We start from the raw sequence: 13,369 nt of genomic DNA, 5'->3' as shown, positions 1-13,369 counted from the left end.
AAACCACCGGGGCTCAGGCGCCCTGATCGTCGGACGGCGCGTCCGGGGACGCGCCGTCCTCCAGCAGCCGTTCGGCGATGTCGTCGGACCAGGCTTGCGCCCAGGCGCGCAGGGCGGCGATGTCGTCCTCGGCCAGGCCGTACCGGAGGAAGTCCCGGTCGGCGTAGAAATCCGTGCCCGTCAGCCGCGACTGGAGGGTGGGCAGGTCGAACGGGTCGTGGGCGTGCCGGCGGCCCAGTTCCTCCAGGTCCGGCAGCGAGAAGCGGGCCGCGCAGGCGCGGGCGTCGACGAGGTCGACGGCCGCGCCCCGGTCGTACAGCGCCCGGATCTTCGTGCCGACGGCGTCCGCGAGGCAGAGCGCCGGGCCGTAGCCGGTCGGCTCCGGCGGCTGCCAGAACGTCTCCTTGTGCAGCGCCAGCGCGCACGGCTCGCCGGTGGGCGGATCGGTCACCGTCAGCCGCATGGTCAGCGCGGTGACCGCGCCGGTCGTCACCCGCCGCCCCCGCTCCTGAAGGGCCGCGCCGACGGCGGCGGCGATCCGCTCCATGGGCTCGGCGCTCTCGGTGGCCAGGTCGACATCGGCGTGCGGGCGGCTCAGCAGACCGTGCGCCTGGAGGGCGTAGCCGCCGGCCAGCACCAGACCGTACGGGCCGCCCGCACAGGCGGCGTCCGCGAGGAGCCGGCGATGGGGTTCGGGGATGTCCACACGGACGATTCTCCGGCCTGCCGGCCCCGGGGCGCGACACCTGACCAGGCCGTACGGGAAATTCCCGCGCCGACGGCAACCTCCCGGCGCCGGGCGGCCACTGAGGAGTCGTAAGGCTTGTACGACAGAACCTAAGGACTCCTCCGTGGCAGCTCCCTCCCACCGCCGGTCCCTCCGCAAGCGGCGCCTCGCCGTCGTGTCCGCCGCCGTCGTGGCCGCGGGCGTGGGCGCCGGGGTGTTCGTGCTGAACGCGAACGCCGACGGCGTCGACCTGTACCACCAGACCCTCCCCGCCAAGGACGGCTGGGCCGCCTCCGGCACGGGGACCACCGGCGGCGCGAAGGCCGACTCCGCGCACACCTTCACCGTCTCCACCCGCGCCCAGCTCGTGAAGGCGCTCGGCTCGGCCTCGGACACCACGCCCCGCATCATCAAGGTCAAGGGCACGATCGACGCCAACACCGACGACAGCGGCAGGAAGCTGACCTGCGCCGACTACGCGGCCGGCACCGGCTACTCGCTGTCCGCCTACCTCAAGGCCTACGACCCGGCCACCTACGGCCGCTCCAAGCTGCCCTCGGGCACCCAGGAGAAGGCCCGCGCCGCCGCCCAGGCCAAGCAGGCGAAGACCATCGTCTTCAAGGTGCCGGCCAACACCACGATCGTGGGTGTGCCCGGCACCAATGCCGGGATCACCGGCGGCATGCTCCAGATCCAGAACGTGGACAACGTCATCGTCCGCAATCTGACCTTCTCCGCCACCGAGGACTGCTTCCCGCAGTGGGACCCCACCGACGGCGACGACGGCAACTGGAACTCCGACTACGACTCGGTCACCCTGCGCGGCGCGACCCACGTCTGGGCGGACCACAACACGTTCACCGACGCCCCCCACTTCGACAAGGCCAACCCGAAGTACTTCGGCCGCGAGTACCAGATCCACGACGGGGCCCTGGACATCACCAAGGGCTCCGACCTGGTGACCGTCGAGCGCAACCGGTTCACCGACCACGACAAGACGATGCTGATCGGCTCCAGCGACAAGGACAGCACCGGCAAGCTGCGCGTGACGATCCACCACAACGTGTGGAAGGGCATCGTCCAGCGGGCCCCGCTGGCGCGCCTCGGCCAGATTCACCTCTACAACAACGTGTACGACACGACGACCGTCAACGGCTACGCGCCCCAGTACAGCGTCAACTCCCGCGCGAAGGCCCAGGTGGTCGCGCAGGCCAACTACTGGACGGTGCCGAGCGGCGGCAAGGTCGCCAAGCTGCTCAGCGGCGACGGCACCGGCTCGGTCGCGGGCAGCGGCAACCTGGTCAACGGCACGGTCACCGACCTGGTCGCCGCGTACAACGCCGCGAGCTCCAAGAAGATCAAGACGACCGTGAACTGGACCCCGGCGCTCACCGCGGGCCTTGAGACCTCGGCGAAGAACCTGCCGGCGGAGCTGGAGAACACCACCGGCGCGGGCGTGCTGAAGTAACCCCGCCGTACGCGAAAGGGCGCCGGGCCGCGAACGGCCCGGCGCCCTCCTCACGCGGACGGGGGCGGCGGGGTCAGCCCTCCTCGCCGCCGAAGCGCTCCTTGTACGCGGCCAGGTCGTCGTCCGTCAGCTTGGCGAACAGCACCGGCGGCACCGTGAACGGGGTGCCGGCCGGGACGGCGGCCAGGGCCTTGGCCTCCTCGGCGGTGACCCAGGCGGCGGTGTCGTCCGGCAGCGCGAAGGCGCCGCGCATCGCCGCCGAGGTGGCCGGGATCAGCGGCTCGGAGACCACCGCGTACAGGTGGATCAGGTTCATCGCCGTGCGCAGGGTGAGGGCGGCGCCCTCCTTGTCCGTCTTGATCTCCAGCCAGGGGGCCTTCTCCTCCAGGTAGGAGTTGCCGGCCGACCACAGGGCGCGCAGCGCGGCGGCGGCCTTGCGGAACTGCAGGGCCTCCATCTGCTGCTCGTACTCGGCGAGCAGCCGGGCGATCTCCTCGCCGAGCCGCGCCTCCGCCTCGCCGGGCTCGCCGCCGGCCGGGACCTCCTCGCCGAACCGCTTCTTGCTGAAGGACAGCACGCGGTTGACGAAGTTGCCGAGGGTGTCGGCCAGGTCCTTGTTCACCGTGGCGGTGAAGTGCTCCCAGGTGAACGACGAGTCGTCCGACTCCGGGGCGTTGGCGATCAGGAAGTAGCGCCAGTAGTCGGCGGGCAGGATGTCCAGGGCCTGGTCGGTGAAGACACCGCGCTTCTGCGAGGTGGAGAACTTGCCGCCGTAGTACGTCAGCCAGTTGAACGCCTTGACGTAGTCGACCTTCTTCCACGGCTCGCGCACGCCCAGCTCGGTGGCCGGGAACATCACCGTGTGGAAGGGGACGTTGTCCTTGGCCATGAACTCGGTGTAGCGGACGGTGTCGTCGGCGTCGTACCACCACGCCTTCCAGTCCCGGTTCTCCGGGTCCTGGTCCGCCCACTCCTTCGTCGCGCCGATGTACTCGATCGGGGCGTCGAACCAGACGTAGAACACCTTGCCCTCGGCGGCCAGCTCCGGCCAGGTGTCCGCCGGGACCGGGACGCCCCAGTCCAGGTCGCGGGTGATCGCGCGGTCGTGCAGGCCCTCGGTCAGCCACTTGTGGGCGATGGAGGAGGCGAGCTGCGGCCAGTCCTTGTCGTGCCGGGAGACCCACTCGCGGACCTCGTTCTCCAGCTTGGACTGGAGCAGGAAGAGGTGCTTGGTCTCGCGGACCTCCAGCTCGGTGGAGCCGGAGATCGCCGAGCGCGGGTCGATCAGGTCGGTCGGGTCCAGCACACGGGTGCAGTTCTCGCACTGGTCGCCGCGCGCCTTGTCGTAGCCGCAGTGCGGGCAGGTGCCCTCGACGTAGCGGTCCGGCAGGAAGCGGCCGTCGGCCGGGCTGTAGACCTGCCGGATCGCCCGCTCCTCGATGAAGCCGTTCTCGTTCAGCTTGCGGGCGAAGTGCTGGGTGATCTCGACGTTCTCCGGGCTGGAGCTGCGGCCGAAGTAGTCGAAGGCGAGCGCGAAGCCGTCGTAGACCGCCTTCTGCGCGTCGTGCGCGCGGGCGCAGAACTCGTCCACGGGCAGGCCCTGCTCCTTGGCGGCCAGCTCCGCGGGGGTGCCGTGCTCGTCCGTCGCGCAGATGTAGAGGACGTCGTGGCCGCGCTGGCGCAGATAGCGGGAGTAGACGTCCGCCGGGAGCATGGACCCCACCATGTTGCCCAGGTGCTTGATCCCGTTGATGTACGGAAGGGCGCTGGTGATGAGGTGTCGAGCCATCGTGGCTGCTCCCAGGTCGCTGCTTTTCTGCGGTTTCGAACCTTCAAATCGTAGCCGACACGGGTGGGCCGCCCGCTTCCCGTTTCGCTGGGTGGGAAGGGGCGGCCGGGTCGCTACGGTGCGTTACGGGCGCCAGTCGGCGAGGACACCCTCGTACAGCTCGGCGTCCGTCAGCTCGCGGGGGGTGGGGCCGGCGTGGAAGAAGGACGCGTTGGGGGTCTTCAGCCTGCGGAGGTAGTCGAAGGCCTTGTTGTCGTGGTCGCCGAAGGCGACGAAGGAGAAGAAGACGCCCGGGTGGGTCTTCGCGGCCTCGGTGAGGGCCTGGGTGGCGGGGGTCTTGGCGTCGGGGGCGCCGTCGGTCTGGAAGACGACGAGGGCGGGGACCGTGTCGCTGTTGACGTTGACGTTGACGTTGACGTTGAGGTGCGTGTCGTAGTGGTCGAGTACGGCGGCCACGGCGGCGTGGTAGCTGGTGCGGCCCATGCGGCCGAGGCCGGCGTGCACGTCGTCGATCTTCGTGTCGTGGCCGGGGGCGAGGGCGAGGTCGGTGGTGCCGTCGACCTCCGTGGAGAAGAAGACGACGTGGACCGAGGGGTCGGGGCCGGGGTCGAGGTGGGCGGCGAGGGCGAGGGTCTGGTCGGCGAGGGACTGGGCGGAGCCGTCCTTGTAGTACGGGCGCATGCTCGCGGAGCGGTCCAGCACGAGGTAGAGCTTCGCTCGGGTGCCGGTGAGGTTCTTCTTGCGGAGGGTGGTGGTGGCGGCCTTGTAGGCGGTGGTGAGGGCGGGGGTGCGGGACTTGACCCTGGTGAGGGGGGTGGCGGGTTTGGGCTTCGGGGCCGCGTCGGCTTCGCCTTCGGCGGTCGTGTTCCCACCCGCACCACCCGTGCGGGTTGCGTGGTCGCGTGCGGGTGGCCCCTGTGGGGCGGTCTCGCCGTCGGCGGCCTGCGGGTCCGTCTCCGCCGACGGTTCGGGCTGCGGGTCCGCGGGGGCCGCCGCCTCCGCCTCCGGCGCGGGTGCGGCTTCCGTCTCCGGTTCGGCTGCTGCCGCCGTGGGCTCCGGCTCGGCTGCCGCCTTCGGCTCGGGCTCGGATTCGGCTGCTGCCGCTGACACGGGCTTCGGGCCGGCTGCCGTCTTCGGCTCCGGTTCGGCCGCTGCTTCCGCCACGGGCTCCGGGTCTGCTGCTTCCGGCTCCGGCTCCGGCTCCGGGTCTGGCGCGGCCGTCGCCTTCGGCTCCGGTTCGGCGGCTGCTTCCGGCTCCGGCTTTGGCTCGGCCGTCGCCTTCGGCTCCGGTTCGGGGGCGGCTGCCGTCTCCGTCGCTGCTTCAGGCTCGCGGCCGGTCTCCGTCACGGTTTCCGGCTCGCGGCCGGTCTCCGTCACGGCTTCCGGCTCCGGTTCGGTCGGGGCCGTTGTCTCCGGTGCCTCCTCCGGCTTCGGGGCCGTCTCGGCCTCTGCCTTCGGCTCCGGTTCAGGTTCGGCTGTTGTTTCCGCGATGGGCTGCGGCTCGGCTGCCGTGTTCGGCTCCGTCGGTTCCGGCTCGGCTGTCGGCCTCGGCTCGTTCGTCTCCGGCTCCGCCGGCGGCTTCGGCTTCGCCGTTTCCGGGTTCGTGGTGGGGGACTCGTCGGTCCGCTGATCCGCCGGAGGCGTCTGGTGGGGGACCTGGACCTTGTCGAAGGCCGCTGCCACCAGGTCGTGCTCCTCGGCCGGGGACCGGCGGGGCTCCGGGACCGGGGGCTGCTCGTGGGACTCGGAGGTCTCGGAGGTCTCGGGGGTCTCGGGGGTCTCGGGGGTCTCCAGGGCACCCTCCGGCTCGGTGGCTCGTGGCTTGCGTGAGCGGCCGAACGCGTTCCGCAGGAGAGTGAGAATGCCCATGTGCGCAACCCTTCGCGTGAGTTGTAGCCCGTCGATCGCTGGCCAGGACGGACACGTAAGGTTAGCGGCCCACTGCTGTGGGACCGCTCAACGCGGCGACGTGATCGAGCGGGCCGCCGCCACCTCCTGGCGCAACGGTTCCAGCACACTCTCCGCCGGCCCGGTGAGATCGCTGCGCACGGCGGTCAGGGTCCGCGCCCGCCGTACGCCTTCGGCCAGCTCCCGCAGTTGCAGGGTCACCTGAGCGATCTCCGCCGGTGTCGGGGGCGCGGCGCCGTGCTTGACGCGGACCCGGGCCGCCGTCGTGGCGTCGACGATGCGCTCCACCGCCACCACCAGCGGCCACCACGCGGCGGCCCGCCGGCCGGTCGGCGGTGGCTCGGTCAGAGCCCGCTGGAACTCCGTGCGGATGACGGACAGGTCCCGGTAGAGGCGGCGGCGCATCCGGGCCCGCGCGGCCGGATCGACGCCGGGGCCGAACGCCCGCTCGACGTAGAGCGCCGTGTCGGCCACCGCGTCGGCCAGTCGGTCGCCCACCCGGGTGTGCCAGCTCTCCGGCCAGCACAGGTAGCCGGCCGTCAGGGCGATCGCGCAGCCCAGCAGCGAGTCGTTCAGCCGGGGCAGCAGCAGGGCTGTGCCCTGGCGGTTGAGGACGTCGGACAGCAGGAGGATCACCGGGGTGATGGCCGCGGTCTGGTAGCCGTAGCCCCGCGGGGTCAGGGCGGGGATCAGGGGCGCGAGGAGGAACAGGACCGGCACGTCCCACCAGCCCAGGGGGACCTCGGCGAGGACCACCGCCGCCACCACCAGGCCGGCCACTGTGCCCACGGCGCGCATGAGGGCGCGGGAGAACACCGAGCCGAAGTCCGGCTTGAGGACGAAGGTGACGGTCAGCGCCACCCAGTAGGAGCGGGGGACCGGGACCAGGGAGACCAGCGCCTGGGCGAGGCCGATGCAGAGCGCCAGCCGGACGCCGTAGCGCCAGGAGTTGGCGGACAGCACGACGCTGCGCGCGGCCCGGGCCGTGCGGACGCCGAGCGTGGCCGGGCGGCCCAGGCGGTCGTCGATGCCCCGGGGGTCCACGTCGGGCGCGGCGACGACCTCGGCGGTGTGGCGCAGGGCGTGGTCCACCGCACGGGCCGTCTCGGTGGCCGGCACGGGAAGGTCCAAGGGAGGCGCGGGAGCCGTGCCCGCCGCCACGTCGCGGGCCAGGGCGCGGACCGCTTCGGGGAACCGCGGGGGCAGTGGGCGGGCCGCCAGGTGGGCGGCGGGGGCCGCCTCGATCACCGGGGTGATCGCGTTCAGCTGGGCCAGCAGCCGGGTCAGGTCCGGGCTGCGGCCGTGGTGGCGGGCGCGCCGGGCGAGGATCAGGTCGTAGGACTCGTTCAGGGACTGGGTGACCGTGCGGCGGGCCTCCTCGTAGGCCTCGGTGCGGTCGGTGCCGGCGGTGGCGAGCAGGTCGGCGACCGCGCGGTAGGTGGCGGCGACCGCGGTCCGCTCGGGGACCCCCGCGCGCAGCGGCCAGGCGAGCAGGGCGAGGAGCAGGACCAGCAGGCCGCCGCCGGTCATCAGGGCCGGGGCCAGCCACCAGGGGGAGGGCAGCGGCAGGCCCGCGCCGACCACGCAGTTCAGGAGCAGCAGCAGGCCGGAGACCGAGGCCACCGCGCCGATCGTGGAGATCATGCCGGAGACCAGCGCGACGCCGGTGACGGCGGCGACCGCGTACCAGCCGTGCCCGTACACCAGGGTGCCCAGGGTCACCCCGACCGCGCCGAAGAGCTGGGGGACGGCGATGTTGAGGATGCGCATCCGGTAGGCGTCGGCGGTGTCGCCGATGACCCCGGACAGGGCGCCCATGGAGGCGAGGGCACCGTACGCCGGGCGGTCCGCGGCGAGGCCGACGGCCAGCGGGAGGGCCATGGCGACGGCGGCGCGGGCCACGGCGGCCCAGTTGACCGGCGCCTGCTGGGGTCTGAGGTTCCGCACCAGCCAGTCGGGAGGGGTCAGGCCGATGGGGAACTCTCGGGGCATGGGCCCATTATGGGGGAGTGGTGGTTTTTGGGGCGTTTCCCGCCGGGCGGGGGGCGGGCCCGTGGGCCGTCGGACGAGGGCCGGGGCGGGGCTACGCGGTCTCGTCCAGGCGGGTCAGGAACGCGGCGAGGTGCCGGTTGAACTCCTCGGGGCGCTCCAGGTTGGGCAGGTGGGCGGCGCCCTCGACGACGTGCAGGACCGAGTCGGGCAGGGCCGCGTGCATCTCCTCGGCGTCGGCGACGGGCGTGTAGGTGTCGTCGGCGCCGACCAGGACCAGGGCGGGCACGGTGACCCTCGTCAGCAGGGCGCGGTAGTCGGGGCGTTCGGCCCGGCCGCGCAGGGCCGCCGCGGCGCCCTCGGGCGGGGTGGCCGTCATCATGCGGTGCACGTGCGCCTTGACCCCGGCGTCGGCGTAGGGGGCGACCATCTTCTCCAGCACCTCGTCGGCGTAGCCCCGCATGCCCTCGGCCAGCAGCCGGTCCGCCATGGCGTTGCGGCCCCGTTTCCCCTCGGGGGTCTCGGCGGCGGGGAAGGTGTCGGCGAGGACCAGGCCGCGGATCCGGTCGCCGAAGCGGTCGTGGCACTCCATGACGATCTGGCCGCCCATGGACAGACCGGCCAGGACGAAGGAGTCCACGGCCAGGTGGTCCAGCAGCTCGGCGATGTCCTCGGCGTGGCGGGAGAGCGGGACCGTGCCGGGGGTCACCGGTGAGGCGCCGTAGCCGCGCAGGTCGGGGGCGATCACCCGGCGGCCGGCGGAGAACTCCGCGAGCTGCGGGTCCCACATCGTGCGGTCGAAGGGGTGGCCGTGGACGAGGACGAGGGGGACCCCGGGAGAGTTTTCGGGGCCTTTGTCGGTGTATGCGAGGAAGGGGGGCATGGGCACGACCCTAGGTGTGGCCCTTCGCTCGGCGCAATAAGATCTTTGCCCTCGGTGCAATCCAACGCGCCGGAGAACAGGGGGACTTGTGGACGACTACCGGCGCATCGCCGACCGGATCGCGGCCGACATCACCGGCGGACGGCTCCGCCCCGGCCAACGGCTGCCACCACAGCGGGCGTTCGCCCGGCGGCGGGGCATCGCGCCGTCCACGGCGGGGCGGGTGTACGCCGAACTCGTGCGCCGGGGGCTGGTGGTGGGCGAGGTCGGGCGCGGCACGTTCGTCCGGGCCACCGCGCCGGACGGACAGCCGGGGCTCGCCCTCACCGAGGCGGCCGGTGCCCCGCTGGTGAACCTGGAGCTGAACTACCCGTCCGCGCCCGGCCAGGCCGAGCTGCTGGCCCCGGCCCTCGCCACCCTGCTGCGGCCGGACGCCCTCGGCCAGGCGCTGCGGCCGGCCGCAGCCGCGGGCACCCAGGCGGCCCGGGAGGCGGTCGTCGCGCTGCTGGCCCAGGGCGGGCTGCGGGCCGGGCCGGAGCGGATCGTGTTCACCGGCAACGCCCGCCAGGCGATCGCCGCCGCGCTCGCCTCGCTGGTGCGGCCCGGCGGCCGGGTCGGGGTGGAGCCGCTGACGTATCCGCTGGTCAAGGAGATCGCGGCGCGCCTCGGCCTGGTCCTCGTGCCGCTCGCCACGGACGCCGAGGGGCCGGTGCCCGAGTCGGTGGCCGACGCCCACCGCGCGGCGCCGCTGTCGGCCCTCTACCTCCAGACCGCCCTGCACAACCCGACCTCGCTGACCACGAGCGCCGGGCGGCTGCGGCAGCTCGCCGACTGTGTCCACAGGCTGGGGATACCGGTGGTGGAGGACCGGATCTGGGCCTTCCTCCAGCCGGGCGGCACACCTCCGCTCGCCGCGCTCGCGCCCGGCCTGGTGCACCTGGTGGACAGCCTGTCCAAGCGGATCGCGCCCGGCCTCACCGCCGGTTTCGTCGTCGCGCCCCGGGACCGCGCCGAGGCGGTGGCGCGGGCCGTCCGGTCCGGCGGGTGGAGCGCGGGCGGCTTCGCGCTGGAGGCGGTGGTGCGCTGGCTCGGCGACGGCACGGTGGACCGGCTGGTGACCGCCAAGCGGCAGGACGCCCGGCGCCGCCAGCGGCTGCTCGCCGAGAAGCTGGCCGGGTTCGCCGTACGCTCCGACCCGGCCGCCTACTTCGCCTGGTGGGAGCTGCCGGCGCCGTGGCGGGCGGACACCTTCACGGCCGCCGCGCTGGACCACGGGATCGCCGTCACCCCAGGCACGGCCTTCGCCGTCGGCACCGGCCGCGCCCCGGACGCGATCAGGCTCGGCCTCGGCTCGGCACCGGAACGGGAACTGGCGCGGGCGCTGGCGACGCTGGCCGGGGTGGCGCGGGAGGGGGTGGACGGGGGTGGTGGGTGAGCCGGGGACGCTGTCGGTACCGGTCAGGCTTGTGCTCGGGTCGGGGCCGGGGCGGGGGCGGCCGGTGCGGGTGCCGGTGCCGATGCCGGTGCCGGTCGGCGGTGTCGTGCGGGGCGGGGCAGCCGTAGCCGGCGGGTGAGCCAGACGGTGAGGGCGACGGCGAGGCCGAGGCCGAGCAGCAGCCAGGCGGCCGTGCGCAGGGAGCCGGTCAGGGCGTCGTAGACCGCGCCCGCGGCGCCGTGCGACACGCCGGCCGGCAGGTCGGCCAGGGTCAGGGCGCGGCCGACGCGGAGGGCGAGCACCAGCAGCGCGCCGCCCAGGGCCGTGCCCAGGGCGGTGGCGGCCACCGCCCGGCGGCGCCGGACGGCGAGCGCGATGCCGCCGACGGCGAACGCCACGGACGCGGCCGGCAGCCAGGTACCGGCGACTTCGAGCACGTGGAACCCCTTCCGGAACGCGGCCAGCCGGTGCGCCGGGAGCACGGCGACCGCGGTGTGCTCCACCGGGATGCGCGCGGCGAGCGGCACGTGGTCGCGGGCGAGCTGACGTTTGACCTGGGCGGTGACGGGGGCCAGGTCGACGGTGACGGCGCCCTCGTCCCCGGCCCGCAGGGCGCGCAGCACGGCGTCGTGGGTGACCCGGTTGCCGGTGTCCCAGGCCAGCCGGAACGCCCGGGTCTGGGTGAAGGAGCGCACCGCGTCGCGCACGAACGGGCGCACCGTGCCGGGCGCCGGGCGGACGTCCAGGCGCTGGTCCACCGCGCGCAGGAGGCCGTCGCCGACGGTGTCCGCGACGGCCTCCCGCACGGCCGGGTCGGTGGCGAGCGGCGCCATGGCGGTGACGTACCGGCCCGTGTCGGCCAGCCCGTACGCCGCCCAGGCCGCCAGCGCGCCGAACGGGGCGAGGAGGCAGGACAGGGTGATCAGCACGGCCGACAGGGCGCTCCTGAGGCGTCGTGAGGGCACATGTCCAGGCAAGGGCCCCTGGGGCCGGGGCGCGAGCGGGAGCACTGCGTTCGGGCGGCGGGACGACCCGCTCGGCGCAATCGCGGGTCCGCTCGGCGCGATCGCGGGCCCACCTGGCGTGATCGCGGGCCGCTCGGCGTGAGCGCGGACCTTGCCTGGCGGAACGCCGGACCCGCGGGACGGCGCGGAAGGGGCCGGCCTCCGGTCCTCCGGTGGAGAGTTCACCCGGACGGGTGTTTGCTGGTGCGGGGTGGTTCCGGCGCGGCCGGCTTCTCATGGGTCGTGGAGCCGGACCGGGCCCGGAACCACGCCCGCGCACGCCGGGGCGTACGGCGCCCAGCGGCCGCGTGCGTCCAGCGCGGGGGCGCCGCTCAGCGGATCCGGCGTCCGAAGGCGTCCTCCCGCGTGTAGTAGCGGTAGAAGAACGCGATGAAGGTGGCCGCCGCGATCAGCAGGGAGATCAGGATCGTCCGGAGCACCGGCCTGCCGCTCTGGGCGTACAGGAAACCGAACGCGCAGCCGACGAACGCCGTCCACAGCAGCGCGTGCGCCTCCCGGATCATCCGGGGCCCCAGCGCCAGCAGCGCCATGCACAGCACCGCGAACACCAGCGCGCTGACGAAGCCGAGCAGCAGGTTCCAGCCGGTGATCGGGCCGCCGGAGCGGTTGTTGGCCGCGACCCAGTAGCCGTAGACCAGGCCCAGCACGACCGGCACGACGATCCGGGCCAGCTTGTGGGTGCGGGCGTCGAAGACGTCGGGCGGGCGGGCCCGCACATCGCTCGCCCGGCCCTCCACCTCGGGCGTGCGGCCGGGCCGGGACATGCCGCCGGGCGCGGGTGTGGCGTGAGCCATGAGGGCACTCCTCTCTCCTCGCCCCCGATCTGCCTCCGCTACCAGGGCACACCGGCCCGCGGGGCCCGGCAACTCGGCCGGGAGAGTGCCGGGTTCCCGGATGCGTCCGGTTCTCCCCCGTGCTTCGCTGAGGACATGGAGGGCTGCCGGCCGTGACATGGATGGAGTACGGACGGCGACCGCTGCTGCGGGTGGGCGGGCGGAGCGTCGCCTGGCTGCTCCCGCTGCTGCTCCTCGCCGGCGTCGTCGTGGCGGACTTCACCACCGGCGAGAGACTGCGGATGATCTCCTGGATCGTCCTGGTCCCGGGCATCTCCTCGGCGATCTGCGGGGCGTGGACGACGGCCGGGTACGGGCTGCTGGCGGTGGCCACGTACGTCTTCGTGGACACCGCCTGGCCCGAGCAGTACCAGGCCGGGCTCGGCGACTTCATCCTGGTCGCCGTCGGCGGCGCCCTGGCCACCCTCGCCGCCGCCGTGCGCGTGCGCCGGGAACGGCAGGTCGTGCACATCCGGGACATCGCCGACACCACCCGGCGCACCGTGCTGCGCCCGCTGCCGCCCGACTGGGCCGGGCTGGAACAGGCGGGGGTGTACCTGGCCGCCGACGTCGAGGCCCGGGTCGGCGGCGACTTCTACGACATCCAGCCCAGCCCGCACGGCACCCGCGTCCTCGTCGGCGACGTGCAGGGCAAGGGACTCGGCGCGGTGGAGGCCGCCGCCGCGCTGCTCGGCACGTTCCGCGAGGCCGGGTACCACGAGAAGGATCTCGCGACCGTCGCCGAGCGGCTGGAGATCCGGATGCTGCGGCACCGCTCCCACACCGTCGCGCTCGGCGGGGCCGACGGCGACCGGTTCGCCACGGCCGTCCTGATCGCCTTCCCCGGGGACGCGCCGCAGACCCTGGAGATGGTCAACTTCGGCCACGAACCGCCGCTGGTCGTCGGTCCGCGCGGGGTCCGCGAGCTGCCCAGCGGCGAGGGCCTGCCGCTGGGCTGCGCCGATCTCGCGGGCGGCCTGCTGCCGCCGGTGCGCCGGGTGCCGCTGGCGGTGGACGAGACGCTGCTGCTGGTCACCGACGGGGTGACCGAGGCCCGCGACGGGCCCGGCGACTTCTACGACCTGACCCGCGAGGTCGCCCGCGCGGTCCGCGCCGACCCGCGCCGGGCCGCCCCGCACCGGCTGGTCCGCCGGGTCCGCGACGGCGTGCTGCGGCACAGCGGGGGCCGGCTGGAGGACGACACCACGATCTTCGCGGTGCGCCGGCTGCCCGGCGGCGGGGGCCCGCCGGGCGAAGACCTCGAACAGGGACGTTTGCGGTACTGAGGCCCCGGTGCGCGGTGCCAGCGGTT

At 74.0% G+C, this 13,369-nt stretch carries 10 protein-coding genes; 3 read left to right on the top strand and 7 right to left on the bottom strand.

What is annotated here, in order from left to right; all coding sequences use genetic code 11:
* Positions 1–13 precede the first annotated feature (13 nt).
* The gene (locus Srubr_RS30870) at positions 14–706 is read right to left on the bottom strand and encodes a nucleotidyl transferase AbiEii/AbiGii toxin family protein (RefSeq protein ID WP_189995141.1); all 693 of its coding nucleotides are present in this window, start codon (positions 704–706) and stop codon (positions 14–16) included.
* 145 nt (positions 707–851) lie between these two features.
* Here Srubr_RS30870 and Srubr_RS30865 point away from each other — a divergent pair, with 145 nt between their 5' ends.
* Positions 852–2,195: a pectate lyase family protein gene (locus tag Srubr_RS30865; protein WP_189995142.1), complete on the top strand. Its 1,344-nt coding sequence runs from the start codon at positions 852–854 to the stop codon at positions 2,193–2,195.
* Positions 2,196–2,268: 73 nt separating this feature from the next.
* Here the strand turns inward: Srubr_RS30865 and metG are convergent, their stop codons facing one another.
* The 4 genes from metG to Srubr_RS30845 form a co-directional block, all read right to left on the bottom strand.
* Positions 2,269–3,984: a methionine--tRNA ligase gene (gene metG, locus Srubr_RS30860; RefSeq protein WP_189995143.1), complete on the bottom strand. Its 1,716-nt coding sequence runs from the start codon at positions 3,982–3,984 to the stop codon at positions 2,269–2,271.
* Positions 3,985–4,107: 123 nt separating this feature from the next.
* A complete protein-coding gene (locus Srubr_RS30855) occupies positions 4,108–5,853 on the bottom strand; it encodes a VWA domain-containing protein (RefSeq protein WP_189995144.1) in 1,746 nt (581 codons plus the stop codon).
* 87 nt (positions 5,854–5,940) lie between these two features.
* Positions 5,941–7,884: an FUSC family protein gene (locus Srubr_RS30850; RefSeq protein WP_189995145.1), complete on the bottom strand. Its 1,944-nt coding sequence runs from the start codon at positions 7,882–7,884 to the stop codon at positions 5,941–5,943.
* A gap of 91 nt (positions 7,885–7,975) precedes the next feature.
* Entirely contained in the window at positions 7,976–8,764 is a 789-nt protein-coding gene (locus Srubr_RS30845) for an alpha/beta fold hydrolase (RefSeq protein ID WP_189995146.1), read from the bottom strand.
* A gap of 88 nt (positions 8,765–8,852) precedes the next feature.
* On the opposite strand from Srubr_RS30845, the gene Srubr_RS30840 reads away from it, so the two are divergent.
* Complete coding sequence (locus tag Srubr_RS30840; protein ID WP_189995147.1) at positions 8,853–10,199, top strand: aminotransferase-like domain-containing protein; 1,347 nt, start codon at positions 8,853–8,855, stop codon at positions 10,197–10,199.
* A gap of 23 nt (positions 10,200–10,222) precedes the next feature.
* On the opposite strand, the gene Srubr_RS30835 is transcribed toward Srubr_RS30840, so the two are convergent.
* Together Srubr_RS30835 and Srubr_RS30830 are read right to left on the bottom strand one after the other, a co-directional pair.
* Positions 10,223–11,164, bottom strand: coding sequence for a hypothetical protein (locus Srubr_RS30835; RefSeq protein WP_189995149.1), 942 nt, complete (start codon positions 11,162–11,164; stop codon positions 10,223–10,225).
* A 371-nt stretch (positions 11,165–11,535) separates the two neighbouring features.
* On the bottom strand, positions 11,536–12,018 hold the full coding sequence (locus tag Srubr_RS30830) for a hypothetical protein (protein ID WP_189995150.1): 483 nt from the start codon (positions 12,016–12,018) through the stop codon (positions 11,536–11,538).
* A 161-nt stretch (positions 12,019–12,179) separates the two neighbouring features.
* On the opposite strand from Srubr_RS30830, the gene Srubr_RS30825 reads away from it, so the two are divergent.
* Positions 12,180–13,343, top strand: a complete 1,164-nt coding sequence (locus tag Srubr_RS30825; protein ID WP_189995340.1) for a PP2C family protein-serine/threonine phosphatase — start codon at positions 12,180–12,182, stop codon at positions 13,341–13,343.
* Positions 13,344–13,369: the final 26 nt, after the last annotated feature.

Source organism: Streptomyces rubradiris, assembly GCF_016860525.1.
Classification (GTDB): domain Bacteria; phylum Actinomycetota; class Actinomycetes; order Streptomycetales; family Streptomycetaceae; genus Streptomyces; species Streptomyces rubradiris.
The sequence above is the reverse complement of the archived record's forward strand: the minus strand, read 5'-3'. Positions and strand labels throughout refer to the sequence as shown.